Source organism: Pseudomonas caricapapayae (genome assembly GCF_001400735.1).
Taxonomy (GTDB): domain Bacteria; phylum Pseudomonadota; class Gammaproteobacteria; order Pseudomonadales; family Pseudomonadaceae; genus Aquipseudomonas; species Aquipseudomonas caricapapayae.
This window is the reverse complement of record NZ_LJPW01000042.1, coordinates 43,489-70,105: the sequence shown is the minus strand read 5'-3', so window position 1 is coordinate 70,105 and position 26,617 is coordinate 43,489. Positions and strand designations below refer to the sequence as shown.

Annotated in this window: 23 protein-coding genes, 1 tRNA gene and 1 pseudogene; 12 read left to right on the top strand and 13 right to left on the bottom strand. The window is 58.9% G+C overall.

Annotated elements, in window-relative coordinates:
- A pseudogene (locus ALO80_RS06250) lies at positions 1 to 2,276 on the top strand (glycoside hydrolase family 3 C-terminal domain-containing protein); the annotation flags it as partial.
- Between the two features lie 39 nt (positions 2,277 to 2,315).
- On the opposite strand, the gene ALO80_RS06245 reads toward ALO80_RS06250, so the two are convergent.
- The 3 genes from ALO80_RS06245 to ALO80_RS06235 form a co-directional block, all read right to left on the bottom strand.
- Positions 2,316 to 2,960 (bottom strand): TetR/AcrR family transcriptional regulator, encoded by a 645-nt coding sequence (locus ALO80_RS06245; RefSeq protein WP_055008322.1) that lies wholly within the window; start codon positions 2,958 to 2,960, stop codon positions 2,316 to 2,318.
- Positions 2,961 to 3,044: 84 nt separating this feature from the next.
- On the bottom strand, positions 3,045 to 4,205 hold the full coding sequence (locus tag ALO80_RS06240; RefSeq protein ID WP_055008321.1) for an MFS transporter: 1,161 nt from the start codon (positions 4,203 to 4,205) through the stop codon (positions 3,045 to 3,047).
- 1 nt (position 4,206) lies between these two features.
- The gene (locus tag ALO80_RS06235) at positions 4,207 to 4,746 is read right to left on the bottom strand and encodes a GNAT family N-acetyltransferase (protein ID WP_055008320.1); all 540 of its coding nucleotides are present in this window, start codon (positions 4,744 to 4,746) and stop codon (positions 4,207 to 4,209) included.
- A 103-nt stretch (positions 4,747 to 4,849) separates the two neighbouring features.
- Between ALO80_RS06235 and ALO80_RS06230 the strand changes: the two genes are divergently transcribed.
- The 3 genes from ALO80_RS06230 (at position 4,850) to solA (ending at position 9,196) form a co-directional block, all read left to right on the top strand.
- The gene (locus tag ALO80_RS06230; RefSeq protein ID WP_055008324.1) at positions 4,850 to 5,740 is read left to right on the top strand and encodes a LysR family transcriptional regulator; all 891 of its coding nucleotides are present in this window, start codon (positions 4,850 to 4,852) and stop codon (positions 5,738 to 5,740) included.
- Between the two features lie 263 nt (positions 5,741 to 6,003).
- Positions 6,004 to 7,587 carry an aldehyde dehydrogenase (NADP(+)) gene (locus ALO80_RS06225; protein ID WP_055008319.1) on the top strand — a complete coding sequence of 528 codons (1,584 nt, stop codon included), beginning with the start codon at positions 6,004 to 6,006 and terminating at the stop codon, positions 7,585 to 7,587.
- 433 nt (positions 7,588 to 8,020) lie between these two features.
- Positions 8,021 to 9,196 carry an N-methyl-L-tryptophan oxidase gene (solA, locus tag ALO80_RS06220; RefSeq protein ID WP_055008318.1) on the top strand — a complete coding sequence of 392 codons (1,176 nt, stop codon included), beginning with the start codon at positions 8,021 to 8,023 and terminating at the stop codon, positions 9,194 to 9,196.
- A gap of 23 nt (positions 9,197 to 9,219) precedes the next feature.
- On the opposite strand, the gene ALO80_RS06215 is transcribed toward solA, so the two are convergent.
- From ALO80_RS06215 to ALO80_RS06190, 6 genes are all read right to left on the bottom strand, one after another.
- On the bottom strand, positions 9,220 to 10,569 hold the full coding sequence (locus tag ALO80_RS06215; RefSeq protein ID WP_055008317.1) for a TolC family outer membrane protein: 1,350 nt from the start codon (positions 10,567 to 10,569) through the stop codon (positions 9,220 to 9,222).
- A gap of 1 nt (position 10,570) precedes the next feature.
- On the bottom strand, positions 10,571 to 11,908 hold the full coding sequence (locus ALO80_RS06210) for an HlyD family type I secretion periplasmic adaptor subunit (RefSeq protein ID WP_055008316.1): 1,338 nt from the start codon (positions 11,906 to 11,908) through the stop codon (positions 10,571 to 10,573).
- Entirely contained in the window at positions 11,905 to 13,737 is a 1,833-nt protein-coding gene (locus tag ALO80_RS06205) for a type I secretion system permease/ATPase (protein WP_055008315.1), read from the bottom strand. Before ALO80_RS06205 ends, ALO80_RS06210 begins: the two co-directional genes overlap by 4 nt.
- A gap of 81 nt (positions 13,738 to 13,818) precedes the next feature.
- Entirely contained in the window at positions 13,819 to 14,202 is a 384-nt protein-coding gene (locus tag ALO80_RS06200; RefSeq protein ID WP_005731893.1) for a protease inhibitor Inh/omp19 family protein, read from the bottom strand.
- Between the two features lie 56 nt (positions 14,203 to 14,258).
- Positions 14,259 to 15,689 (bottom strand): serralysin family metalloprotease, encoded by a 1,431-nt coding sequence (locus ALO80_RS06195; protein ID WP_055008314.1) that lies wholly within the window; start codon positions 15,687 to 15,689, stop codon positions 14,259 to 14,261.
- Positions 15,690 to 16,134: 445 nt separating this feature from the next.
- Positions 16,135 to 16,806, bottom strand: a complete 672-nt coding sequence (locus ALO80_RS06190) for a Bax inhibitor-1/YccA family protein (RefSeq protein WP_055008313.1) — start codon at positions 16,804 to 16,806, stop codon at positions 16,135 to 16,137.
- 121 nt (positions 16,807 to 16,927) lie between these two features.
- Between ALO80_RS06190 and ALO80_RS06185 the strand changes: the two genes are divergently transcribed.
- A tRNA-Ser gene (locus tag ALO80_RS06185) sits at positions 16,928 to 17,015 on the top strand.
- Between the two features lie 144 nt (positions 17,016 to 17,159).
- Positions 17,160 to 18,068 (top strand): LysR family transcriptional regulator, encoded by a 909-nt coding sequence (locus tag ALO80_RS06180; RefSeq protein ID WP_054987562.1) that lies wholly within the window; start codon positions 17,160 to 17,162, stop codon positions 18,066 to 18,068.
- Here the strand turns inward: ALO80_RS06180 and ALO80_RS06175 are convergent.
- Together ALO80_RS06175 and tcuC are read right to left on the bottom strand one after the other, a co-directional pair.
- Complete coding sequence (locus ALO80_RS06175) at positions 18,054 to 18,833, bottom strand: substrate-binding domain-containing protein (protein WP_055008312.1); 780 nt, start codon at positions 18,831 to 18,833, stop codon at positions 18,054 to 18,056. The two genes, ALO80_RS06180 and ALO80_RS06175, sit on opposite strands and share 15 nt — an antisense overlap.
- 15 nt (positions 18,834 to 18,848) lie before the next feature.
- Positions 18,849 to 20,150 (bottom strand): MFS transporter, encoded by a 1,302-nt coding sequence (gene tcuC, locus ALO80_RS06170; RefSeq protein WP_055008311.1) that lies wholly within the window; start codon positions 20,148 to 20,150, stop codon positions 18,849 to 18,851.
- Between the two features lie 234 nt (positions 20,151 to 20,384).
- On the opposite strand from tcuC, the gene tusD reads away from it, so the two are divergent.
- From tusD to ALO80_RS06140, 6 genes are all read left to right on the top strand, one after another.
- Entirely contained in the window at positions 20,385 to 20,777 is a 393-nt protein-coding gene (gene tusD / locus ALO80_RS06165; RefSeq protein ID WP_055008323.1) for a sulfurtransferase complex subunit TusD, read from the top strand.
- 1 nt (position 20,778) lies between these two features.
- On the top strand, positions 20,779 to 21,141 hold the full coding sequence (gene tusC, locus ALO80_RS06160) for a sulfurtransferase complex subunit TusC (RefSeq protein ID WP_055008310.1): 363 nt from the start codon (positions 20,779 to 20,781) through the stop codon (positions 21,139 to 21,141).
- The gene (gene tusB / locus ALO80_RS06155) at positions 21,141 to 21,440 is read left to right on the top strand and encodes a sulfurtransferase complex subunit TusB (RefSeq protein WP_055008309.1); all 300 of its coding nucleotides are present in this window, start codon (positions 21,141 to 21,143) and stop codon (positions 21,438 to 21,440) included. The genes tusC and tusB overlap by 1 nt, the downstream gene beginning before the upstream one ends.
- Entirely contained in the window at positions 21,437 to 21,772 is a 336-nt protein-coding gene (locus ALO80_RS06150) for a TusE/DsrC/DsvC family sulfur relay protein (protein WP_054987558.1), read from the top strand. Before tusB ends, ALO80_RS06150 begins: the two co-directional genes overlap by 4 nt.
- Positions 21,769 to 22,770 (top strand): glycosyl transferase family protein, encoded by a 1,002-nt coding sequence (locus ALO80_RS06145; RefSeq protein WP_055008308.1) that lies wholly within the window; start codon positions 21,769 to 21,771, stop codon positions 22,768 to 22,770. Before ALO80_RS06150 ends, ALO80_RS06145 begins: the two co-directional genes overlap by 4 nt.
- A gap of 108 nt (positions 22,771 to 22,878) precedes the next feature.
- Positions 22,879 to 23,877: a glutathione S-transferase family protein gene (locus tag ALO80_RS06140; RefSeq protein WP_055008307.1), complete on the top strand. Its 999-nt coding sequence runs from the start codon at positions 22,879 to 22,881 to the stop codon at positions 23,875 to 23,877.
- A gap of 49 nt (positions 23,878 to 23,926) precedes the next feature.
- Here ALO80_RS06140 and cysG read toward each other — a convergent pair whose 3' ends face one another.
- Positions 23,927 to 25,321 carry a siroheme synthase CysG gene (cysG, locus tag ALO80_RS06135; protein ID WP_055008306.1) on the bottom strand — a complete coding sequence of 465 codons (1,395 nt, stop codon included), beginning with the start codon at positions 25,319 to 25,321 and terminating at the stop codon, positions 23,927 to 23,929.
- Positions 25,322 to 26,602, bottom strand: a complete 1,281-nt coding sequence (gene serS / locus ALO80_RS06130) for a serine--tRNA ligase (protein ID WP_054986960.1) — start codon at positions 26,600 to 26,602, stop codon at positions 25,322 to 25,324.
- Positions 26,603 to 26,617 lie beyond the last annotated feature (15 nt).

The window sequence follows — 26,617 nt, the reverse complement described above, 5'->3', positions numbered from 1 at the left end:
GGTGAAGACCCGTTCCTGGGTGCCAGCCTGGCACCGGGCGTCATCAACGGTATCCAGTCTCGTGGTGTATGGGCCAACGCCAAGCACTACGCGGCCAACGACCAGGAAAGCAACCGCTTCAACCTGGACCAGAAGATGCCAGAGCGCGTTCTGCGTGAAATGTCGCTGCCTGCGAGTCGTCCTCGAAGAACGGCAACGTTGCGATGATGATGTGCGCCTTCCAGAAAGTGAACGGTGATTTCGCTTGCGAAAGCGAGCACCTGATCGCGCAGATCCTGAAAAAGGAATGGGGCTTCAAGGGCTTCGTACAGAGCGACTACAACGCGGTGGTTCACGGCTTCGAAGCCGCCCGCGCCGGGGCCGATCTGGACATGATGGGCTACCAGATGAACAGCTCCGTGCTGAAGCCTCATCTGGACGCCGGTGACCTGAGCGCTGCGACCATCGACGACAAGGTCCGCCGCATCCTCAAGCAGATCTACCTGTACAAGTTCGACAGCAAGACGCCGCTGACCACGCACAACATGAACAGCTCGACCAGCAACAAGGTCGCACTGAATGCTGCGCGTGAAGGCATCGTGCTGCTGAAAAACCAGGGCGATCTGTTGCCGCTGGACAAGCAGAAGGTCAAGAAAATCGCCGTTGTCGGCACCCTGGCCAAGTACTCGCCACCGACCGGTTTCGGCAGCGCCAACGTCATGGCCAGCCATTACGTCAGCGAATTGAGCGGTCTGCAACAAATCGCGCCTAACGCCAAGGTCGACTTCATCGAAGGCCTGTCGCTGGACCCAAGCACCAGTGCCTGGACCACCACCGATGCAACTGGCAATGAAGTCCAGGGCATGAAAGTCGAGTACTTCAGCAACACCAACTGGTCTGGTGATGCAGCGGTCACCCGTACCGAGAAGCAGGTTGACCTGGACTGGGCCAACGACAAGAACCTGCCGTTCGAAAGCAACACTTCGACGTCCGATCCGTACACCAGCAAAGGTTCGACCGCTGGCGAACTGAATGGCGATACATCGTCGACTTCGATTCGCTACACCGGCAAGGTCACCCCGACCCAGAGCGGCGAGCAGGTGTTCAAGGTTCGTGCCGACGGTGCTGTGCGCCTGTGGGTCAACGGCAAGAAGATCATCGACAACGGTGATGGCAAGCCATTGCCGGGCAACAGCATCCCGCCGACCATTCCAGAGTTCGCCAAGATCAACCTGGAAGCTGGCCAGTCTTACGATGTGAAGCTCGAGTACTCGCGTCGCGCCGGTTACCTGTCGACCATGGGCGGCCTGGTAGGTGTGCAACTGAGCTCGGCTTCGCTGAACGCACCTCAGGACTTGTCCGGCTATGACGCCGTTGTGGTTGCCGTGGGTAACAGCAACGAATACGAAGGTGAAGGTTTCGACCACAGCTTCGATCTGCCTGAGTTCCAGAACGAGCTGATCCAGAACATCGCCAAGGTCAACCCGAACACCGTGGTGACCATGTATGGCGGTACGGGTCTGAAGATGAGCGACTGGATCGAACAGGTTCCGGTAGCGCTGCACGCTTTCTACCCTGGTCAGAACGGTGGTCAGGCCCTGGCCGAGATCCTGTTCGGCAAGGTCAACCCGTCGGGCAAGCTGCCGATCAGTATCGAACGCAACATCGAAGATAACCCGGCTTACGCTTCCTTCCCGAAATTCGACAATCAGAACACTCTGACCGACATGGATTACAAGGATGACCTGATGCTGGGTTATCGCGGTTACGAGAAGAAAGGCATCAAGCCGCTCTACCCGTTCGGTTACGGCCTGTCGTACACCACATTCGGTTACAGCAACATCAAAGTGACGCCGGGCGTTGCGGTAGGCAATACGCCGATCAAGGTGTCCTTCGACCTGACCAACACCGGCAAGGTTGGCGGTTCTGAAGTCGCTCAGCTGTATGTGGGCCAGCAGAACCCGAAAGTCGAACGTCCGATCAAGGAGCTCAAGGGCTACAAGAAGGTGTTCCTCAAGCCGGGCGAAAGCAAGCGCGTGACCATTGAGCTGAATGACCGCTCGCTGGCCTACTTCGACGTGAAAACCAATCAGTGGGTAGTCGATGCCGACACTTTCAACCTCTCGCTCGGTGGGTCGTCGCAGGACATCCGCCTGAACGCCAAGCTGGTCAACTCGTTCCGTCAGGAACTGTCGACCACCACCAGCAACCCGCTGCCACGCTCCGCGCTGAACTCGGTACTGGTCGAGAAGCCACCGGTCAAGACCGGCGGTGTCTTCAAGCAGACCGTCGAGTAAGCATCGCGCTGACTGACTGAAACACGGACCGATAAAGGCTCAGGGACGAGCCCTTACCGCAGCATCGACCTGCGCAATGTAGGCATCGAAACACTCGACCAGATCCAGCTGTTCGGGGAAGCGTAACCACTGAATCTGCAAGCCATCCATCATGGCCAGAATCTGCTGGACCACCTTGTCCAGATCCACATCCGCACGCACCTCTCCCTTCTCTACCAAGCCTGAAAACTGTCCAAGCAAGTGCGCATGAATACGTTCGTAACGCGTCTGGAACCATTCGAATGCGGGCTGACTTTCGATCAGACTTTCGGCATTCAGAATCGAAAAGGCACGCACCACACCGGGTGCCGTGGCGTTGGAACGATTGATTGCACGCAGACCGCCAAGCAGACCGGTCAAGGTGTTGTCGGTGCGGACTTCGGCCGCAATCCGGCCATTGGCCTCATCGCGACGCTCCAGTACGCCCATCAACAGGGAAATCTTGCTGGGGAAATGGTGCAGCAGTCCGGCGACGGAAATACCGACGATAGCTGCTACCTTGGCTACCGAAGCGCCGGTATAGCCCTCGAGGGAAAACACTTGCAAGGCCGCATCGAGCAGCTCTTCACGGCGTTTCTCGCCCTTTGGCGCGCGTCTCTGTCGGGTAACTGCAGTGCCCGTTTCCGTGGGGTCATGCCGAGTCATATCAGGCTCCTTCTTGAACAGCCGCGTACCCTAACCATTCACGCAAAGACTGGCAACGCCAACAGGCCGGATTGTTGGACAATTTCATTTCGTTCCACCCTGTCGATTCAGCAAAATAGCCACCACCAGTACCGCCAGACTGACCATCAGCGATAACCACATCAAGCCGCTGGCCCCCTGCCCCTCGCGCACCCATGCAAAAAACCACGGAGCGGCGGCTGACAACAGAAACGCGGGTGCCAGCAGACGACCCTGCAAGTGGGCATAGTGCGCATGCTCAAACAGCTCGAATGGCAGACTCGCCCTCAGTAACGTGGCCAGGCCGTTCACTGCGCCGTACCCGAACAGGAATATGCACGCCAGCAAGGTACGCCCCTGACTGAACAGCCCCAAGGTAAAACACAACGCCATTCCGCCAGCCACCCAGACGTTCAGTCGCAGCGCAGGCATCGACTGCGCCAGCAAGGTCTGCGCCAGACGTGCACAGGTCTGACCGAAACCCCACAGCGCCGCCAACATCACCGGCACGCCGAAACTGGCCAGCAATGCAGGTAAATGGGCGGAAAGGCCTGCTGACAGGAACGCGATCAGGGACATGCCCAGCGCGTAGCCAAGCTGACGCATCAAGGGCGCGCTGTTGCCCGGCGCAGGCCTGACAGGCTCGGGGGTCAAGGCCGGCAACCGGGCATCAGGCAGCGTGCTGACCAATAATCCGCTGGACAATGCCAGGCAGCCGTAGATAGCGACTGCACTGCGCCAGCCGAAAGCGCTCAACAAGCCGTGACCCAGCGGCCAGAATACCGCCGAGGCCAGCCCGCCCAACAAGGTGATCTGCACCATCAGCGGTCGCGAGCGAGCACCGAACAGCCCTGCCAATGCAGCAAACAGCGCATCGTAAAGCGACAGGCGCATGCCGACGCCCAACAATGCCCAGCCTTGAAACCAGGACTGCGGGGTGTCGCATAAAGCCAGCATGCAGCAACCCAGCGCGTTGAGCCCGGCACCGGCCTGTAGCACCTGCCGTGCACCAAGACGCTGAATCAGGCGCGCACTGACGATGGAAACCAGGCCCATTACCAACAGAGCAACCGACAGCCCGGAAAAAACCCGCTGACTGCTCCAGCCAAGATCCTCGGTGATCGCATTGCCGAAAGCACCCGGCAGGTAAAAGGTCACCCCCCAACTGATCAACTGCGCAAGACCCAGTCTGACTACCGTCAACCTGGATACAACAGCGCGGTCCATGTCATTCACTGTCGCAAGGGGCACTGCCCGAGCCGTCGCCCAGCCTGCGCTGCATCAGCACGGTGTCCACCCAGCGGCCGTGCTTGAAACCAACCGACTCGAATACCCCGACCCGGCGAAAACCAAGGCGCTCGTGCAGGCGCAGCGACGCGATATTTTCGCTATTGCCAATCACCGCGATCATCTGCCGCCAGCCGCCCTGCTCGCAACGCTGCAGCAGTTCGCCGAGCAACGCCTGACCGATGCCCTGCCCGCCCATACCGTCGCGTATATAAACCGAATCTTCCACAGTAAAGCGGTAGGCAGGACGCGGGCGATAGAGTGTCGCGTAGCCATAGCCAACCACCTCCCCGGCACGTTCGGCCACCAGATACGGCAAGCCGTTGCCAAGCACTTGCGCACGGCGTTGCAGCAGCTCGGCAAGGCTCGGCGGCTCAAGTTCGAAACTGGAAATGCCATGCAGCACATGATCGGCATAAATCGCCTGTACAGCAGGCATGTCGTGGTCACAAGCGTCACGCAGGATGAGGGTCTGGGTCATGTCGGGCTCTGCACGAATGTCGTTGAATAACTGCAATCATGCCGCCCGCCATAGCATTAAAAAAGCTATGATTTATCATTCCCAGCATAAGAAATACTTTGTCATGCGCCGTCTTAACCTCAATCACCTGCACACGTTTTCACTGGTCATCGCACATGGCAGCTTTTCCGCAGCGGCCGAGCGACTGCATCTGACGCAGCCTGCAGTAAGCCTGCAGGTTCGGCAGCTGGAGGATCAGTTGAACCTGAAGCTGATAGAGCGTGTGGGCAAGCGCCTCAAACCCACCTCGGCAGGCACTGCGCTGCTGGAGCATATTGTGCGCATCGATGCAGTGGTCGAGGACGCCCTGCTGGCCTTGTCCAGTCACGCCAGTGGCGTTGCCGGACAGGTTGCCATCGGCACCGGCGCGACCGCCTGCATTCATCTGCTGCCGCCCATGCTGCAGGCGTTGCGTCGTCGCTTTGTGCAGCTGGATGTGCGAGTCAGCACCGGCAACACCGATGGCATTCTGAAGGCCGTAGAGGAAAACCGCCTGGACCTCGCGCTGGTTACCCTGCCTGCCTCGGGTCGCAGCCTGCACATCACGCCGCTGCTGGAGGATGAGTTCGTGGCGATCTTTGCCAGCAGCCAGCAGCCGACCCCTGGTGAAATGACGCCGGAGCACCTCAGCGATCAGCCTCTGGTAGTGTTCGAAGCCGGCAGCAGTACACGCCTGTTGATCAATGAATGGTTCTTGCAGGCCGGAATCCGCATGAAACCGGTCATGGAGCTGGGCAGCATCGAGGCCATCAAGGAAATGGTCGCTGCGGGCCTGGGCTACAGCATTGTGCCGCGCATGGCGGTTGCTGCTGCTCATCATCGCCGCGGCTTGCAAGTGCTGTCCCTGAACCCGGGGCTGAGCCGCACACTGGGAATTGCGGTGCGCCAGGACAAACCGGTCAGCAAGGCGTTGCGTCAGGTGCTGGACGCGCTGCACCACCTCAAAGGGTCATAAAGGCACGCCACGATGGAGGCCTGATGGCGCTCATGCGCTATAAAGAGCAGCGCTGCCCGGGCTGGCAAATCAGGTCGACAGTTGCATCAGCAGCGAGTCAAGTTGTACGATGACTGCCCACTGGTTATTGAAAAAACGATTGCTGGCCTGCTTTTACACGCCACATCACTGACAATCTGTAAAGCAACTCGGCAACCCATAAGGAGCGCCGGTCCGGATACCTTCCATGCCGACCTCCAACCTCACAACAACAGGAGATACCGATGCCTAACATTCTCGGCCAGAACTTCATCGCTGGCGGCCGCAGCGCTCTGGGCCAAAGCCTGCAAAAAAGTCTGGATGCCACGACGGGCGAAGAATTGCCTTACAGCTTCCATCAGGCCACCGACGGCGAAATCGACGCTGCCGCACTGGCCGCCAAGGCCGCCTTTCCTGAATTCCGTCAACTGAGCCCGGCCCGCCGCGCTGACTTCCTCGACGCCATTGCCGATGAGCTGGATCAACTGGGTGATGATTTCGTCGCCATCGTCTGCCAGGAAACCGCTTTGCCTCAAGCGCGTATTCAAGGTGAACGCGGGCGCACCAGCGGCCAGATGCGTCTGTTTTCCAAGGTACTGCGTCGCGGTGATTTCGTCGGTGCCCGCATTGACCTGGCCCTGCCGGACCGCAAGCCGTTGCCACGCGTCGACCTGCGCCAGTACCGCATCGGAGTGGGCCCGGTAGCCGTGTTCGGCGCGAGCAACTTCCCGTTGGCATTCTCTACCGCCGGCGGTGATACCGCAGCGGCACTGGCTGCCGGTTGCCCGGTGGTGTTCAAGGCGCACAGTGGCCACATGGCAACTGCCGATCTGGTCGCCAGCGCAATCATCCGCGCCGCCGAACGTACTCAGATGCCGAAAGGCGTATTCAACATGATTTTCGGCAACGGCGTTGGCGAAGGTCTGGTCAAGCACCCGGCTATCCAGGCCGTCGGTTTCACCGGCTCACTGAACGGCGGCAATGCCCTGTGCAAAATGGCCGCCGAGCGTGCGCAGCCCATTCCAGTGTTTGCCGAGATGTCCAGCATCAACCCGGTGGTGATACTGCCCGGCGCCTTGCAGGCACGCAGCGAAACCGTGGCCAAAGAGCTCGCCGGTTCGGTGGTGATGGGTGCCGGTCAGTTCTGCACCAACCCAGGTGTGGTCATTGGCCTGCGCTCTCCGGCGTTCTCGACGTTTGTCGAGCAACTGACCGAACAAATGGGCAGCCAGGCACCACAAACCATGCTGAATGCCGGTGGCCTGCGCAGCTACAGCAAAGGCGTCGAGCATTTGCTCTCGCATTCGGGCGTAACGCACCTGGCCGGTAAGCCGCAAGAAGGCAAGCAGGCTCAGGCGCAGTTGTTCAAGGCTGACGTCAGCCTGCTGTTGAATGGCGACCAGTTATTGCAGGAAGAAGTCTTCGGTCCGACCACCCTGGTCATTGAGGTCGCTGACGATGCTCAGTTGAAAGACGCGCTGCAAGCCTTGCGTGGTCAGTTGACCGCGACCGTGATCGGCGAACCTGCAGACCTGAGCCAGTACAGCTGGCTGCAACCGATACTGGAAGAGAAAGTCGGCCGTATTCTGTTCAATGGCTACCCGACCGGCGTCGAGGTCTGTGAAGCCATGGTCCATGGCGGCCCATACCCGGCAACCTCGGATGCACGTGGCACGTCGGTGGGCACCTTGGCCATTGATCGCTTCCTGCGCCCTGTCTGCTATCAGAACCTTGCCGATAGCCAGTTGCCGCCTGCCCTGCAGAATGCCAACCCGCTGGGCCTGCGTCGTCTGGTCAACGGTGAATGGAGCGATCAGCCTCTCGTGTAACGACAACCGGTCGACTCAAAAACAAAGCAGCGCGACCTCTTAAGGGTCGCGCTTTTTTTTGAAAAAATTTTTCTCTTTTGTGCCTGAAATCGCTTACTGCGGACCTGATTTACGTCCAGGTGACAGCACCATAGAAGTGCAAAACCCGGGCTGTTCATAAAATAACCACACAGCTGTAAGCCACGTGTAACAAGGGTTTCAAAAAGTTACCCACAGACATACCCACGATTTCCGTGGACAACTTTTCATCAATTTCGAACCTTAAAAACCCGGAGCAGTGCAAGCGTAAATTTTTGACGGATACACTCACCTTCGCACTTGATGGCACTTGTAGTGGCCACAACCGCAGCCCGGTATAACCTTATGCAGCATTGGTCGTTGTTTCGACCGGCTGTCGAGCGTCAAATAACCGATTTTTCGAGGCAAGGCGCAAATGGAACAACGTTGTGAAGTGGCCGTGCTTGGCCTGGGTGCGATGGGCGCTGCCACTGTCTATCAACTGGCCAGATCAGGCGTAGACGTGATCGGTATCGACCGCCACGACCCGCCACACACGTTCGGCTCCAGTCATGGCGACACGCGCATCACTCGTCTGTCCGTAGGAGAAGGCCCTCAATACCTGCCGCTGGTGCGCAGCTCGCACCGCATCTGGCGTGAACTCGAGGCGCTGAGCGGCGAATCGCTGTTCGAGCAGTGCGGTGTACTGGTGATGACCTCCAGCCCGAGTCATGACGCTGCGGACGTTGAAGATTTCACCCACAAAACCATCGCGCTGGCCCGCGCCTATGGTGTGAAACATGAAGTCTTGGCGGCTGAAGCCATTCGCGAGCGTTTTCCCCAATTCGCCCCGGTTCTGGACACCGCCATTGGCTACTTTGAGCCAGAAGGCGGTTTTGTTCGGCCTGAACGCTGCATCGCAGTGCAACTGCGACTTGCAAAGCAACATGGCGCAAAGCTGCTGAGCCATGAGACTGTCGTGCAATTACAGTCGGACGGCGATCGGGTACGCATCACCACCGACAAAGGCACGATCGTCGCCGACAAGGTAGTGGTCAGCGCTGGTATGTGGTCGGCCGAGCTATTGGGTGCACCGTTCAGTGACCTGTTGAGAGTCTGTCGGCAAAAGCTGTTCTGGTTCGAGCTGCAGCAAGGCGCAGTGTTTGCTCCAGGCTCACCCAGCTTCATCATGAGTCATGGACCGGGTGATGCCGACGTAAACTACGGTTTTCCGCCCCTGCCCGGCGAAAACAGCATGAAAGTGGCGACCGAGCAGTACATCGAGGCGTCGATGCCCGACACACTGAACCGTGTCATTACTGCAAGGGAAGAACAGGACATGTTCAGAACCCAGGTGCAAGGCAAGATTGCCGGACTTACGCCGAACGTGGTCAAGTCTTCGGTCTGCGCTTACACCGTCACGCCGGATTACCACTTCATCATCGATGAACACCCGCAGTTGAAAAACGTGACCGTCGTGTCGGCGTGCTCCGGCCACGGCTTCAAGCACTCGGCAGGGATCGGGCTGGCCCTGGCGCAACGCTGTATTCACGGCACGAGCGATGCAGACCTTTCAGCCTTCTCACTGGCACGCTTCAACGCTGCTTCCTGATTACGCAGACCTGATCGCCGCCGTCAGTGCGCCAGCACGAAAGCTTCGTCGATGCGCGCCAGGTCGGTGTCGCGCAACGTACCGGCGTAGTAATGCAGCTTTATCCAGGCCATCAAATAGTCATAGCGGGCTTTCGCCAGATCGCGGCGAGTGCTGTAAAGCTGCTGTTCGGCGTTGAGGGCATCCAGATTGATACGCTCGCCACCGAGAATGCTCTGGCGCGTCGACTCGACCAGTGCCTGCGCCGAGACCAGTGCTTTCTGGTAAGCACGCAATTTGCTCACCCCGGAAGCACAGGCATTGAACTGGCGACGCAGCTCGATCAGGGTCTCACGGGTCTTGCCCTCCAGCTCGTATTCCGCCTGCTCCCGCTTGCTGTTGGCCTGGCGCACCGAGGCGCTGGTGCCGCCCCCGGCGTACAGGGGAAGACTGAGCTCGATGCCCACCGTATTGGTGTCGTAACGCTGGTTGTAGGTATTGCCGCTGTCCGACTCATTCTGGCGAATGCTCGCGTAGGCATTCACTGTCGGCAGATGCCCGGCGCGGTTGCGTTCCACTTCATACCGTGCCACTTCCAGTGCCTGACGCTGCGACGCGAGGATCGGACTATTGGCCATAGCCAGCGCATGCCATTCGGTGAAACTGGAAGGTGCCAGCACCAGCGCCTGAAAGCTGTCCCTCAACGGCTCCAACTGCGCAACATCGATGCCCGGTTCCCCCAGCAACGCCGCCAGCTCACGCAAGGCGGCGTCCTGCTCATCGCTGGCTTCAATCTGCTCGGCAATCGCCAGCTCGTTGCGCGACTCTGCTTCGAGAATGTCGGTACGCGTACCTTCGCCCTGCTGGAACATCTGCCGGTTCTGCGCAAACTGACGTTCGAACGCCTGCTGTTTGGCGCGGGCGATATTGATCTGGTCCTGTGCGAACAGTGCCTGGGTGTAAAGAGTCAGAACCCGCACCAGCAATTCCTGACTCTTGCTACGAAAGGTCTCGTCGGCAAACAGCGCCTGAGCCAGGCCCTTGCGGTAGTTGGCGTAGGCCTCGTAATCGATCAGCGGCTGCTGAATCGTCAGGCTTGAACCAAAGCTGTTGTAGTGGCGATGGTCCGTGGTGTCTTCACGGCCGCCTTTGAGGGTGGCCTTGGAGTCGTTGCGCCCTTTGTTGTAGCTGTATGAAACACGCGGCAACAAGCCTGCACGACCAATGACCCGGTTTTCCAGACCCGCATCGCGCTCCTTGAGCGCGCCCAGGTAAGTTGGGTCGTTGCGAAGCGCCAGCTCATAGACCTGAAACGGGCCCATGGCATGAGTCAATGAAGCAGTGCCCAGCAGGATGGCCGTCAGCAACGCGGCTTTCAGGGGATGACGAGACATCCTATTCCTCCGTCAACGCGGAGCCGGCACGGTCCAGCAAAGGTTTGAACAGATAATTGAGCAGTGAGCGTTCGCCGGTGCGCACAAACATTTCAGCGGGCATGCCCGGCTTGATGACCAGACCCTGGAGTTTTTCCAGCGCCGCATCGCCCACTGAAGTGCGTAGCACGTAATACGGCTGACCGGTTTTCTCATCCTGCATCTGATCAGCAGAAACCAGGCTCACTTCACCGGAAACCCGTGGCGTGCGGCTCTGATTGAACGCGGTAAAGAGGATGTCCACCGGCAGGTGGCTGGCGACCTTGTCGATCAGTTGCACGGGCAGCCGGCCCTCGACTTCCAGCCGCGTGCCTTGCGGTACGATTTCAAGCAGGGTTTCACCGGCCCGCACTACTGCGCCTTCGGTGTGCACACCCAGGTTGACGGCGATGCCATCGGCAGGCGCAAGGATTGCGCTGTGTTGCAGGCTGAAACCGGCCGAGGCCAGCTGCTGTTCAAGGGTAAGCGTCTTGACCTGAGCATCGGCCCATTGGCTGCGCACTTCTTTCTGATATTCCTCGCGCTGCTGCTGAAGGCGCAACCGCGATTCGACGATACCCTGCTCTATCCGTCCGGTTTCGCCTGCGTTCTGCGCCAGGCTTTGCTGCACCTGAGAAAGCTGGCGTTGAAACTCCAGCAGGCGATTGCCCGGAATGAAACCGTTCTGCGCCAGAGGCTGCAGATTACTCAGTTGTTGACGCAACGAGTCGGCCTGGGCGAGTAAGTCCGAACGAGCGCGGCGCATGCCGGCCAGCTGCAGTCCCGCACCCTCGATGCTCGCTTGCAAGCCGGACTGCTCACGCGCCAGAGCCTGGCGTCGGCTGCTGAACAACTGGCGTTGCCCTTCAAGCACCAGCGCCAGCCGTGGGTCGGGATCCTGCCCCTGCCCGGCCGCAATCAGTTCTGCCGGAAAGCGCACCTCATCCAAGTTGTCACGCTCACTCTGCCAGCGTGCCAGGCTGGCCCAGGCCATTCGATACTGGGCACGCAGCGATTGCACATCGGCTTCGACCTGAGTCTGATCAAGACGAAACAGTGGCTCACCCTCCTTTACCCACTGGCCTTCACTGACGAGAATTTTGCTCACAACGCCGCCATCCAGCGACTGCACGGCCTTGCGCTTGCCCGAAACCACGACCGTGCCCTGTACCGCAATGCCCTGGTCCAGAGGGGCCAGGCTGGCCCATAAAAAGAAGCTGCCCGCTCCGGCCAGCATGAGAATCCAGCCAGCGCGGACGAAGAACTGCACACCGCGCTCTTTGCCCGGCACGGCGTAATGCTTGTCGAGGGAAGTACTCATACGTCGGACTGCCTGTTTTGCGTGCCGTACTGACGGCTCATGGAAAGCCCGGCAGGTGCGGGGCGAGATTGCGATTGAGGGTGCGCTTGCGGTGCTTGCGGTGCTTGCGGTGCTTGCGGTGCTTGCGGTGCTTGCGCGGACGATGCCTGTCCCGACAAGGCTTGCAACACCTGAGCCGTGGCGCCGAATGCCTGCATGCGACCTTCGCTCAGCACCAGCAGACGATCGGTCTGGTTCAACGACTGAGTGCGGTGAGTGACGAGCACGACGGTACAGCCGCGGGTCTTGAGCTTAGCGATCGCCTGAGTCAGGGCCGCTTCGCCCGCGGCGTCCAGATTGGAATTGGGCTCATCAAGCACTACCAGTCGCGGATTGCCATACAGCGCTCGGGCCAACGCGACGCGCTGTTTCTGACCACCGGACAAGCCGGCACCATCGTCGCCCAGCCGCGTGTCGTAGCCCTGCGGCAGGCGCAGAATCAATTCGTGTACGCCCGCCAGTTGCGCGGCAGCAACCACAGCGCTTGCGTCGCCCTCGCTAAAACGAGCGATGTTTTCTGCCACGGTGCCACCGAACAGCTCGATATCCTGCGGCAGATAACCAATATAGGGGCCCAGCGCCTCGCGGTCCCAGCGATGCATGTCGGCCCCGTCCAGACGTACCGTTCCGCCCAGCACTGGCCAGACGCCGACCAGCACGCGTGCCAGGGTAGACTTGCCGGAACCGGATGCTCCCAGCACGCCGAGCACTTCACCGGCTTGCAACTGAAAGCTCACTTGCTGAATCGTCGGCGACGTTTTGCCCGGAGGCGCAGCACTAACCTGTTCTGCGCTGATCTGACCAAGCGGTGCCGGCAGTGGCATGCGCGGCGCAGGCTCGGCGTAGGTATTGAGTAATTGGTCCAGACGCCCGTAAGCAAGGCGTGCAGAACTCCATTGTTTCCAGACTGCGATTAGTTGGTCGATGGGGCTGAGTACACGCCCCATAAGGATCGAACCAGCGATCATCATACCTGCGGTCATGTCTCCGTTTATCACCAGCAGTGCGCCCAAGCCCAGCACCAGCGACTGCAGGCACAGACGCAGGGCCTTGCTGATCGAACTGATCACCGCTCCAGTGTCACTGGCACGGTTTTGCAAGGCCAGAAAGCGTCCATGCACATGAAACCAGCGACGCCGCAACACTTCGAGCATGCCCATCGCCTGGATCGCCTCGGCCTGTTGCAGGTGCCGGGTCGCCAATTGCGCAGACTGCTGCGAGTAACCGCTGGCTTCGGCCAGCGGTTTGCGGGTCAACCATTCGTTGAGGCAGGCCAGCCCAACCAGCAACACCGTCCCCACGCTGGCCAGCACTCCAAGCCAAGGGTCGAAAAGAAAGATCACCGCCAGGTAGATAGGAAACCACGGGGCGTCGAAGAACGCGAACAACGCCGGCCCGGTGAGAAACTGGCGGATAAAGGTCAGGTCACCCAGCGCCTGTCCAGCCTGACGCTGTCCGGCGTGCAGGTTGCTCTCGAACGCAGCCTGATATACGCGCAGATTGAAACGCCTCTCCAGCTCGCTGCCGATGCGGATCACCACAAAGCTGCGGACCATCTCCAGCAGGCCGATAAACGCAAAGAACCCGACCACCATCAGCGTCAGCATGGCCAGAGTAGTCTGGTTCTGCGACGTCAGTACACGGTCATAGACTTGCAACATGTAAATCGATGGAGCGAGCATCAACACGTTGATCAGCGCGGTAAAACAACCGACACCAGTCAACGCGCTCTTATAGTCAGCCAGCGCTTTATAAAGCGGCGGCCGGGCGCTTTGGGGCAACGCACTCATGATTGTTCCTTGATGGTCTTGCTGGTGACGGAGTGACATCCCTGGGTTTTAACAAACAACTCGCGCAGGTCCATGAAACGCTTAATCGGCGAGCCGTCCAAGTACCAGCACTTCACCGCCGGGCAGACGCGCCTGATAGATCTGCTCCCCCATGTTATTGAGGTGAATCAGGCGATTGCCTTCCTTGTCGGTGAATGCCAGGCCATCCGGAGTCGGAAACCAGCCAGTGGGGGCTTCGTGCAACCACTTTACTGCACAGGCGAGATCGCCCGTCAGTTTCGGCACATCAGTGTTGAGGTGCAGCTCACAGACTTCGTCCGTGTTTCCCTGAAGCGAAAGTCGCCACTTGCCGCTGAGTTCAGCTGGGTCGGGCAGTTTCAAACTCATGGCCATGCTTGCTCCAGAAATACCCACCAGCAGCGCAAAAGCCACTGGCACGATTCGAACAACGTGATTGATCTTCATGATGGGGTACTTTCCAGATCATGGACGACAGCAGGGTCGTCCATGATTGTTACAGATTAAACCACGATATCAGTAGCCAACGCTTGACCAACAGTCCCCACGAGGAAGTCCCCCACACCCTGACCGGTGAAGTCGATCGCCAGGCTGCCCAGATTGCTGCTCTGGTTGTAGTTCAGAATCGCCTCGCCGGCATGGCCGCTGAACGCATTGACGAACTGCAGCGCGCTCAGTGTGGATATGGCCGATACATCGATTTTGTCCTGACCGCTGACGAAATCGCGAATCGTGTCCTGGGCAGCACGATTGGAATCGGAACTGGCACCAAACACGAAAATGTCCGCACCGGCACCACCGGTCAGGCTGTCCGCACCACCGCCGCCGTAGATGATGTCGTTGCCGGCACCACCTTTGAGGTCGTTGGCAGCGGCATTGCCGATCAACAGGTCGTTGCCCGAACCGCCCACCGCGTTTTCAACCACCACGCCTTTGGCAATTGAGACGTTGCCCACCATGCCACCCACGTCCGAGAACGAGGCCGCATTGAGGTTGATCTTCTGGTTCTGGGTGAAGCCCGAGAAGTCGAGAGTATCCTTGCCCCCGCCGTCCCATACCGAAAACACCACCTTGGAAGAGGCAGAAGTGGCGCTGTAGAAATCGCGCCCGGCAGTGGAGTTGAAACCGTAGACCGTATCACCTGCACGGGTGCTCATATTCGCACCGTAGAGCTGCTGAACCGCCGCAATATCGTCCAGCAACGGCGCCGAGGAATACGCCGCAGCGCCGCCCTTGACGAAGTTCTGGTCGGTATTGGACTCACTCCAGTAACTCATGACGCTGTAACCACGCGTGTCTTCTGCGTAGCTAGCGTCCTTATAGGTCGGGTTGCCTTCTCCGGCGTTATAGTCGCCAGGGTGGGACAGGCCCAGTGTATGGCCGATTTCATGGGTCAGGGTCTGGCGACCATAATTGCCATTGTCCGGCGTGGTGTTGACCTTGTAGCTGTTATCGACAAGGTACCAGGACTGACCGTCAGTACGGCTGTTGCCGCTGGGCAGGTAGGCAAACGCCGCTCCGCCAGCACTGCCGTTGCTGTAATTGCCGAAGGTCATGTGCCCGTCGCCGCCAGAGGCCGCCTGAGTGAAGCTGACCTTGGCAACGTCCGCCCAGGACTGCATCGACAATACGGCCTGCGCTTTCTGCTGCGCGTTGAACGCACTGAAAGTACCCAGCGAATTGTCGAACCCGGCAGGCTTGGCAGTCAGGAAGGTATAAGTGAGGTTGATGGTGCCGTTGCCATCGCGATCAGTCCACGCGGCGTCATCGCGAAGGATGTAATCGGCGGCCTGGTCGACCGAATACGAAGGCTTGCCATTGATCGTGAGGTTGCCGCCACGGTCATACTGGTGAGCGAAGGTGTTGATCTGATCGTATGCGGTACTGGTAGCCGCAGAAAGTTGAATTGCAGCATTTTCTTTGACTTTCGTCATGACACTTCCTTGTTTGCTGATTGAACAGGTTAGGTACGACAGGACTCTCCCCTGTAGCGAGAGAGTCCAGTCACTCGCTTTGCGAAGCGTAAAATCGTGTTGCGTAACAAAACTGACACATCTTGAAATCTTGTGTCCAGCGCTGTTCGATGATGTCAAGTGGCCCAAAACCGGAAAGTGCCTACAGGCCTTGGGGGAATCGCCCGATATTATTTTTCGTGATGAACGAAAGCCGATAACTACCTGAATCGACGAGAGCATTCTTGATAAAGATGACTGATCGGTCAGACGTCTTATGATTCGGACTTCACCTGACGGACCGATTTCAGCCAACCCGGCTTACCCGAACGTTCTGATGGTTCCCAAGCCGTAGAAATGCAAAAGCCCCGACAGGTCGGGGCTTTTGTGTGTAGCGGAACGGCCTGAAGATTCAGGCCGGTCGTCATCAATCGTCGCGGCTCATGATGCCGAAAATCTGCAGCAGGCTGACGAACAGATTGTAAATGGACACATACAGGCTGACCGTCGCCATGATGTAGTTGCGCTCACCGCCCTGAATGATCGCGCTGGTCTGGAACAGGATGCAGACCGAAGAGAACAGCACGAAACCGGCGCTGATCGCCAGCTGCAGGCCGCTGATCTGGAAGAACATGCTCGCCAGCACCGCACCCAGTAGCACGAAGAAACCTGCGGTGATGAAACCACCCAGGAAGCTCATGTCCTTGCGGGTAATCAGTACATAAGCCGACAGACCGCCGAAAACCAGTGCAGTCATCGCGAAGGCAGAACTGACGACTTCGGCACCACCGGCCATGCCCAGATAGCGATTGAGGATCGGGCCAAGCAGAATACCCATGAAACCTGTCAGGGCAAAAGTAGAAACCAGACCCCATACCGAATCACGCAATTTGTTGGTCAGGAAGAACAGGCCATAGAAGCCGATCAGCACCACGAAAATGTTCGGGTAGCCGACGCGCATCTGCTGAGCGACGAATGCCATGACACCGCTGAAAGCCAGCGTCAGGGCGAGAAGACCGTAAGTGTTGCGCAGGACACGACTAACCTCTAGCTGGTCGGCCTGCATGCCGGTTTTAAGGCTGTAATCCTGTTCGCGCATGGCGAAACTCCTTGCTGTTGAAATGTTGAGTTGCAAAGATCATAACAGAGGCGCTGCAACTGGCTAGTCACAGAGTTTGACAGCTTGTTTCATTCCGGTATTATGGCGCCCGCAACGAAGTGGAGGTATGGCCGAGTGGTTTAAGGCAGCAGTCTTGAAAACTGCCGACTGTAACAGGTCCTAGAGTTCGAATCTCTATGCCTCCGCCATATTTGGCAGCGCAAAGCCCTGATTATTCAGGGCTTTGTCGTTTCTGCCTTTCGTGAAATGCAGCCTCCTCCTCCTCTTGCAAGCCTATACGCGCAACCTGATATATTGATGCCCGTTCCGTATCAATCCTTCTGGTTCATGCAATGCCCATCAATTTCGACCTCAACGACCTCCAGGCATTTCGTGCCGTGGTCGAGAACGGCAGCTTCCGCAAGGCAGCAGACGCCGTACAGATCACCCAGCCTGCCCTTAGTCGCCGCATAGAAAAGCTCGAGTCTGCGCTGAACGTGAAGCTGTTCGAGCGTACGACCCGCAGGGTCAGCCTGACCACGGTCGGCCGTGCATTTCTGCCCCAGGTCGAGCGGATCCTGGATGATCTGGACAGCGCATTGATGACCATCGACGGTGTCGGCTCCACGCGAATGGGCAGCGTAACGATTGCCTGTGTGCCTTCAGCCGCCTATTACTTCATGCCTCAGGTTATCAGCGCCTTCCACCGCCTGTTTCCGAAAATCAGAATCCGGGTCATGGACGCCAGCGCCAATGAAGTCAACAGCGCAGTTGCCTTGGGCGAAGCAGATTTCGGGGTGAGTTTCAGCGGCAATCTGGCACCGGAAGTGGATTTCGAACTGCTTTTGCAGGAACGCTATGTGATGGCCTGCAGGCGGGATCATCCGCTTGCAACGTGCGACAGCGTCAGTTGGGAAGAGATGTACCGCCACGACTACATCGCGCTGGACATCACATCCGGCAACCGCCTGGTGCTGGATCAGGCGCTGGCACCTTCGCGCCCGCATAACGAGAGCATCTGCGAAACACGCCATGTCACCACCATGATCGGACTGGTGGAAGCCGGGCTTGGCGTGGCGGCAGTACCGTCGATCGCCATGCCGATGACCGCTCACCCGTTTCTGGTGAGCGTGCCATTGGTTGCGCCCGAGGTGATTCGCAACGTAGGGCTGATCAAGCGCCGTGGCAGGACCTTGACACCGGCAGCCCTCGAGCTGGAACAGCTGGTCAGGAAAATGCCATCACGCTCAGCGGGGAACTGAATCCAGCCCCGTAGACTGCACCGTGTCCTGGGCTTCCGGGGAGGCGAGGTAATCCAGCAAGGCCTTCGCTTCTTTCGGGTGCTCGGCATTGACCGGGATGCCAGCGGCATACCGGGTAACCGACTGAACATCTTCCGGGATCTTCGCCACAAACGTCACGCCGGGAATCGGCAGCAGCTCGGCAACCTGCTGAAAGCCCACTTCGTAGTCGCCCTTGGCAACGACGGATGCAACCGGGATACGCTCGATCATCTTGCCTTTGGGCGTGAGCTCCTTCTCGATACCAAGCTTTTTGAAAAGCTCTTTTTCGATGTACACGCCACTGGCGCTGTCGGAGTACGCGACCGATTTCGCCTTGAGCAAGGTGGCCTTGAGTTCACTGTCGGTGCCGATTGCAGGCTTGGCCGCCCCCTCCTTCACCACCATCCCGATTCGCGAATCCGCCAGCTCGACACGTGATGCAGGGTCTACCTTGCCTTGCCTGATCAGATCATCCAGCGCATAGCCGACCATGATCACTGCATCGGCATGCTCGCCACGGGCCAGACGATTGGGAATAGCCTCGGGTGCCTTGCCCATAGACGGCCCAAGAATAGTGTCCAGCGTGTCCCCGCTGGACGCCGCATAGTGTGGCCCGAGCAATTTGTAAGCAGCGGTGAAGCCGCCCGATGTCATGACCTTGAGCTCTTCAGCCTGAGCAGCAGCGCTGATGGCCATGCAGCCCAGAAAAAGTAACGCCAATGGATGTTTATGCAAAGTTTTCATCGTTGTTTTCCTTGATTACACAGCCAGTTGCGGGCGAACCGAAAGGTGCCGATAGAGCACCAGCGTCGCGCCCAGCGCGCAGGCTGCAGCGAACGTCATCCAGTAAGCAGGCGCGGCCTTGTCACCGGTCAGATGGATCAGCCAGGTCGAAATCGCCGGGGTAAAACCGCCGAAAACCGCGGTCGCCAGGCTGTAGGCCAGAGAGAACCCGGCCACCCGCACCTCTACCGGCATGATTTCAGTCAGCGCCGGAATCATCGCGCCGTTATACAGGCCGTAGAGAAACGAGAACCACAACAGCACTTCCAGCATATGAGCAAAGCTTGGTGCCTGGGCGAGAAAGGACAACGCCGGGTAAGCGCTGATAATGGTCAGCAGTGTCATCGCTACCAGCAGCGGCTTGCGTCCGAAACGGTCGCTCAACATGCCACCGACAGGCAACCAGAGAAAATTGGAGACACCGACCAGCAAGGTGACCAGAAGAGCATCAGCAGTAGTCAGGCTAAGCACCGTCTTGCCGAAGGTCGGTGCATAGATAGTAATCAGATAGAACGTCGTGGTAGTCATCGCAACCATCAGCATTCCAGCAATGACCACACGCCAGTTTTGCAGCAGCGTGGCAAACACTTGTCGCATGGTCGGACGCTGAGCGCGAGTGGCGAATTCCTCGGTTTCCTGCAGGCTGCGGCGTAACAGGAAAATGAACGGGATGATCAGGCAGCCGATGGCGAACGGAATCCTCCAGCCCCAGTCGGCAACGGCCGCAGGCGACATCCATTGGTTCAAGGCATAACCCAGCGCGGCAGCGACAACGATTGCCACCTGCTGACTGCCTGACTGCCAACTGGTGTAGAACCCCTTGCGACCAGGCGTCGCCATCTCTGCCAGATATACCGACACGCCACCCAATTCCGCGCCTGCGGAAAAGCCTTGCAGCAAGCGGCCGACCAATACCAAAGCTGGTGCCCACAAGCCGATGCTCGCGTAGCCGGGCACCAGGACAATCAGCAGCGTGCCACTGGCCATGATCGACAGTGTCACGATCAAACCTTTGCGCCGGCCCACGTCATCGATGTAAGCGCCCAGAATCACGGCACCCAACGGGCGCATCAGGAAGCCCGCTCCGAAGACCGCAAAGGTCATCATCAGCGAAGCAAACTCACTGCTGGCCGGGAAAAAGGCGGAGGCGATCTGGGTGGCATAAAAGCCGAACAGGAAGAAATCGAATTGCTCGAGGAAATTACCGGAGGTGACCCGAAATACCGCGCCTGCCTTCGACCGGGAGGATTCTTTTCGTAATGGGGATGAGCCGTGCATCAGTGTTCTCCAGCGATCTTATTAGAGTGTTGTAAGCGCTTATGAGGGAAGAGTCTGCCGGACACACTTTGAAACGATAAGTGCTATGTTTTCATCGATTGATGCTCTATGAACATCAATGGAAACTCAGACGGTTGCGCCCTGCCCCGGCACTTGCAGGTCAACCCGCGCCAAACTCACACGCCGGCCCATGAATTCTTTATCATTGCGCATGTTTTGTTGGCAGAGCCGATCATGAAATTCGCCATCTCCCTTTTTTCAGCCGCCCATGCACCCTCCTCGCGGCGTGCCTTGCTGTTTGCCAGAGCGGCGCTGGCCGGTGGGCATGAAATTGTCCGGCTGTTCTTCTATCAGGACGGCGTACACAGCGCGTCGGCCAATATCGTGACGCCTCAGGACGAACAGGACGTGGCGTCGCAGTGGCGTGACTTGATCGCCGAGCACAGCCTGGACGGTGTGGTGTGCATTGCTGCAGCACTGCGACGTGGCGTGCTCGACACGCAAGAGGCCGAGCGCTATCAACGACCAGCGGCCAACCTGCACCAGCCTTGGGAGTTGTCCGGGCTGGGTCAGTTGCACGATGCCGTGCAATCGGCCGACCGTTTGATCTGTTTCGGAGGGCCGTGAGATGTCCAGATCACTGTTGGTTATCAGCCGCCAGTCGCCGTGGTCCGGCCCCGGAGCCCGTGAAGCACTGGACATCGTCCTGGCGGGCGGTGCATTCGATCTGTCGATCGGCCTGCTGTTTCTGGATGACGGCGTTTTCCAGTTGTCGCCACAGCAGTTTCCAGGTGCCCTGCAACAGAAAGACCTGACCGCGAACCTGAAGGCGTTGTCGATGTTTGGCGTTGAAGAGCTCTATGCCTGCGGACATAGCCTGGCCGAGCGCAGCATCCCACTCGACGCTTTGAGTGAAGAAATCAGCCCGCTGTCCACCCGCGCCGGTTTGTCGGCACTTTTTGACCGTTACGACGAGGTCATTACGATCTGATGGCTACCTTGCACGTTCTCTCTCACTCACCGTTTGCCGACACCCGACTGGCCAGCTGCCTGCGCTTGCTGGGCAATGATGACGGCGTTCTGCTCTGCGGCGACGCCACCTATGCGCTGATGCCGTCCAGCGCACCGTTCCTGGCCGTACAGCACCTGTTCGGCTCATCGCAGCTGTTTGTGCTTGACGAGGACATCAAGGCGCGCAATCTGCCGCTCCCTGCCGGAGCAAACGGCATCGACTACCCTGCCTTCGTGGCACTGTCGTTGCGCTTTGACAAGGTCAATACCTGGCTATGAAACAGTTGACGATTGACGGGCGCAGCATCGAACTGGACAAGGATGGCTTTCTGAAAGACCTGGAAGACTGGTCGCTGGACGTCGCTCGCGCTCTGTCCGCCGAGGAAGGTATCGCCCTGGGTGCCGAGCACATTGAAATCCTTCAGTTGCTGAGGGAGTTCTACGCCGAATTCCAGCTCTCGCCAGCCACGCGGCCACTGATCAAATACACCGCGCTGAAGCTGGGCACGGAAAAGGGCAACAGCCTGCACCTCAACCGCCTGTTCAACGGTACTCCCGCCAAACTCGCCGCCAGACTGGCGGGCCTGCCAAAGCCGACCAATTGCATATGAATGATTACGCTGAGCTTGTTACCGAGACACCTGAAGAGCATCCCTTTGCGACGTTTGTGCGCATTCTGGGCAAAGGCAAACGCGGTGCGCGCAACCTGACTCGCGAAGAAGCGCGAGAAGCCATGGGCATGTTGCTCGATGAAAAAGTCGAGGACACTCAGCTCGGGGCTTTTCTGATGCTTTTGCGCCACAAGGAAGAAAGCCCGGAGGAACTGGCGGGGTTTACCGAAGCGGTACGCGAACGCCTGAGCGCTCCCGCCATGCAGGTCGATATCGACTGGCCAACCTATGCTGGCAAAAAGCGTCACCTGCCGTGGTACTTGCTGGCGGCCAGGTGTCTTGCGCAAAACGGCGTGAAGGTCCTTCTGCATGGCGGCGGCGCTCATACGGCAGGACGCCTGTACACCGAACAACTGCTCGGCCTGCTGAAGATTCCTCTGTGCCGCAACTGGTCAGCCGTGGCCACCTCGCTCGAGCAAGACAATCTGGCGTTTATTCCGCTGGCCGACTGGGCCCCGCAGCTGCAACGCATGATCGATCTGCGCAATACGCTGGGCCTGCGCTCGCCCATTCATTCACTGGCACGCATCCTCAACCCGCTGCAGGCCCGCTGCGGCCTGCAAAGCATCTTTCATCCGGGCTACCAGAGCGTGCATCGCGATGCCAGCAGCCTGCTGGGCGACACTGCCATTGTGGTCAAGGGTGATGGCGGCGAAATCGAGATCAACCCCGACACCATCAGCCATTTGTACGGCACCACTGGCGGCCAGCCCTGGGACGAGGAATGGCCAGCGCTTTCGCCGCGCCGTCATGTAAAACCAGCGACGCTCGACCCGCAGCAACTACTGGCCTTGTGGCGTGGAGAAATCGAAGACAGTTACCCGCAACTGGCATTGATATCGACGATAGCGCTTGCCCTGCGCGGTCTGGGTGTCGCTCGCGAGGAGGCTTTTGAGCAAGCCCGAGTGTTCTGGGATCGCCGCGACAAAAGCGTCTGATCTATCGGCTGTGGCGATGACCAGCAACCACATTCTTGTGCTTTTTCGGTCGAACCGATGCGCCCGGACTGACCTCCAAACCCTATAACCTGGATATTGGAGTCAGACATGGGCCTTCTGGTCGAAGGACACTGGCAAGACCAGTGGTACGAAAGCAGCAAAGACGGTGCCTTTCAGCGCGAGCAGGCCCAGCGACGCAACTGGGTAACGGTCGATGGGCAACCGGGACCGTCCGGTAAAGGCGGCTTTGCTGCTCAGGCGGGGCGCTACCACCTGTATGTCTCTCTGGCATGCCCGTGGGCGCATCGCACCCTCATTATGCGCAAGCTCAAAGGGCTGGAAGGCTTGATCGATGTTTCGGTGGTCAGTTGGCTGATGCTGGAAAATGGCTGGACGTTCGATCAGCAGAAAGGCTCCAGTGGTGATGCGCTGGATGACTTCCAGTTCTTCCACCAGCGCTACACGGCGGATGATCCCCAATACACTGGCCGTGTCACCGTTCCGGTGCTGTGGGACAAACAGCAGCAATGCATCGTCAGCAACGAGTCTGCGGACATCATCCGCATGTTCAATTCCGCATTCGACGAGCTGAACGGGAACACGCTGGACTTTTATCCGCAAGCGCTGCAAGCGAGCATTGACGAGCTGAACGAGCAGATCTACCCGAACGTCAACAACGGTGTGTACAGGGCCGGTTTCGCCACCTCGCAGGGGGCGTACGAAGAAGCGTTCAATGATGTGTTCGCCGAACTGGACCTGCTGGAAAACCTGCTGGGCGAAAAGCGCTACCTGACGGGCAAATATCTGACCGAAGCCGACATACGTCTGTTCACTACCATCGTGCGCTTCGATGCGGTGTATTACAGCCACTTCAAATGCAACCTGCGGCGCATTGCCGACTACCCGAACCTCAGCAACTGGCTACGCGAGCTGTACCAATGGCCAAGCCTCGCAGAAACCGTGAACTTCGAGCACATCAAGGGTCATTACTACGCAAGCCATCGCACCATCAACCCGACTGGCATCATACCGAAGGGACCAGCGCTTGATCTGCAGGCGGACCACGACCGTGAGCGGCTGTCCGGTGAGGGTGTCTGGAGACATTGATGCATTGAAAGAAGGACGGATGGCCCGAGCGGGCTATCCGTCACAGGCTTCAGACAGTCGCCTGAGCTCCTTCGAACCACGCCAGCTTCTCACGCAATTTGACCACTTCGCCAATGATCACCAGCGTCGGCGCGTGCACCTCATGCTCGGCGACCAGTTGCGGCAGATTGGCCAGGGTGCCCGTGAACACACGCTGATTGACCGTGGTGCCCTGCTGGACCAGTGCGGCCGGCGTATCAGCAGAGCGACCATGCCTGATCAACTCTTCACAGATGACCGGCAAACCGATCAGCCCCATGTAGAACACCAGCGTCTGGGCGGGTGCTACCAGATCGGACCACGGCAAGTCTGTGGTGCCATCTTTCAAGTGACCGGTGATAAAACGCACGGATTGCGCATGATCACGATGCGTCAGCGGTATACCCGCATACGCTGCACAACCGCTGGCGGCGGTAATGCCAGGGACCACTTGAAACGGAATACCGTGCGCCGCCAGCTCTTCGATTTCCTCGCCGCCACGGCCGAAGATAAACGGATCGCCGCCTTTGAGGCGCACCACCCGCTTGCCTTGTCTGGCCAGTGCAACCAGTTGCTGGTTGATCTGCTCCTGCGGAACCGCGTGCTCGGCACGGCGCTTGCCAACGTAGACACGCTCGGCATCACGACGGCACAGGTCAAGAATCGTCGGCGCGACAAGGCGGTCATACAGCACCACATCCGCTTGCTGCATCAGACGCAAGGCTCGGAAGGTCAGCAGATCAGGATCACCCGGGCCGGCACCGACCAGATACACCTCACCGGTCTCCGGTGGCGGCTCGCCGGCGATCTTGGCGATCAGCAGACGCTCGGCCTCGGCCCCCTGCCCGGCCAGTTGGCGGTCGGCAATGGCACCCTGAAAAACATCCTCCCAGAATGCCCGGCGTTGCTGCACATTCGGAAACAGACCCTTGACCTGATTGCGAAACCGCGCGGCCAGCCCGGCGAGCTGCCCGTAGGTGGAGGGGATCCAGGTCTCGAGCTTGGCGCGGATCAAACGCGCCAGCACTGGCGCATCCCCGCCACTGGACACGGCAATCACCAGTGGCGAGCGGTCGACGATGGCCGGGAAGATAACCGTACACAACGCCGGGGCGTCCACGACATTGACCGGAACGCAACGCAACCGGGCGTCATGGGAAACCTGAGCATTGAGCGGCTCGTCATCCGTTGCAGCGATAATCAGCACGCAACCGTCAAGATCGCTTTCATTGTAGCCGCGCAGAATCAACTCTCCGCCGCTGTGTACGACCAGCTCACGCAACTGAGTTTCTATTTCCGGTGCAACCACGCGCAACACTGCGCCGGCATCGGCAATCAGGCGTGATTTGCGCAGGGCAATTTCACCACCGCCGACCACCAGCACCCGGCTGCCACGCAGGTTATGGAACAGCGGCAGAAATTCCATTTAACCGATGACCTCAAGGCCGCCCATGTAAGGCTTGAGAACCTCGGGCACGCGAATCGACCCATCCGCCTGCTGGTAGTTTTCCAGCACCGCAACCAGTGTGCGCCCCACCGCCAGCCCCGACCCGTTAAGGGTGTGGACCAGCTCCGGCTTGCCGGTTTCCGGGTTGCGCCAGCGAGCCTGCATGCGACGTGCCTGAAAATCACCGCAGTTGGAGCACGAAGAGATTTCGCGGTACTTGTCCTGGCTCGGAATCCACACTTCCAGGTCGTAGGTCTTCACAGCGCTGAATCCCATGTCGCCAGTGCACAGCGCCAGCGTACGGTATGGCAGTTCCAGCAATTGCAGAACGCGCTCGGCGTTGCCGGTCAGCGATTCGAGCGCGGCCATGGAGTCCTCGGGCGCGACGATCTGGACCATCTCTACCTTGTCGAACTGGTGCTGGCGAATCATGCCGCGCGTATCACGACCGGACGCGCCCGCTTCGCTGCGGAAGCAAGGAGTGTGGGCAACAAACTTGAGGGGCAGCTGTTTCGCATCGAGAATTTCACCCGACACGATATTGGTCAGCGACACTTCAGCGGTCGGGATCAGGTACAGATCGGCTTCGCCTTCGCGGGAAATCCTGAACAGGTCTTCTTCGAACTTGGGCAACTGGCCTGTACCCTGCAACGCGGGTGCCTGCACCAGATAAGGCGTGTAGGCCTCTTCGTAACCGTGCTCGTTGATGTGCAGATTGATCATGAACTGTGCCAGCGCACGATGCAGGCGCGCGATGGGGCCACGCAACAGCGCAAAACGCGCACCGGACAGCTTGGCAGCGGTCTCGAAATCAAGCCAGCCGAACTTCTCGCCCAGCGCAACGTGATCCTTGACCTCGAAATCGAAGGCAGTCGGCGTACCCCAGCGACGCACTTCGACGTTGCCTTCTTCATCGGCACCCACCGGAACGGATTCGTGAGGCAGGTTCGGAATGCGCAACGCCAGTGCATCCAGTTCGGCCTGAATGCCGTCCAGCTCGACCTTGCCTTCGCTCAACTCGTTGCCCATACGCTCGACATCAGCCATCAACGGCGCAATGTCTTCGCCGCGCTGTTTGGCCTGTCCAATGGATTTGGAACGTGCATTGCGCTCGGCCTGCAGTTGTTCGGTGCGGGTCTGCACCACTTTGCGCTGAGCTTCCAGCGCTTCGATGCGCGCCACATCCAGTGTAAAACCACGGGAAGCCAGGCGATCCGCTACGTCCTGAAGTTGAGTACGTAACAGTTTGGAATCGAGCATATCGTTCTCTCGTCT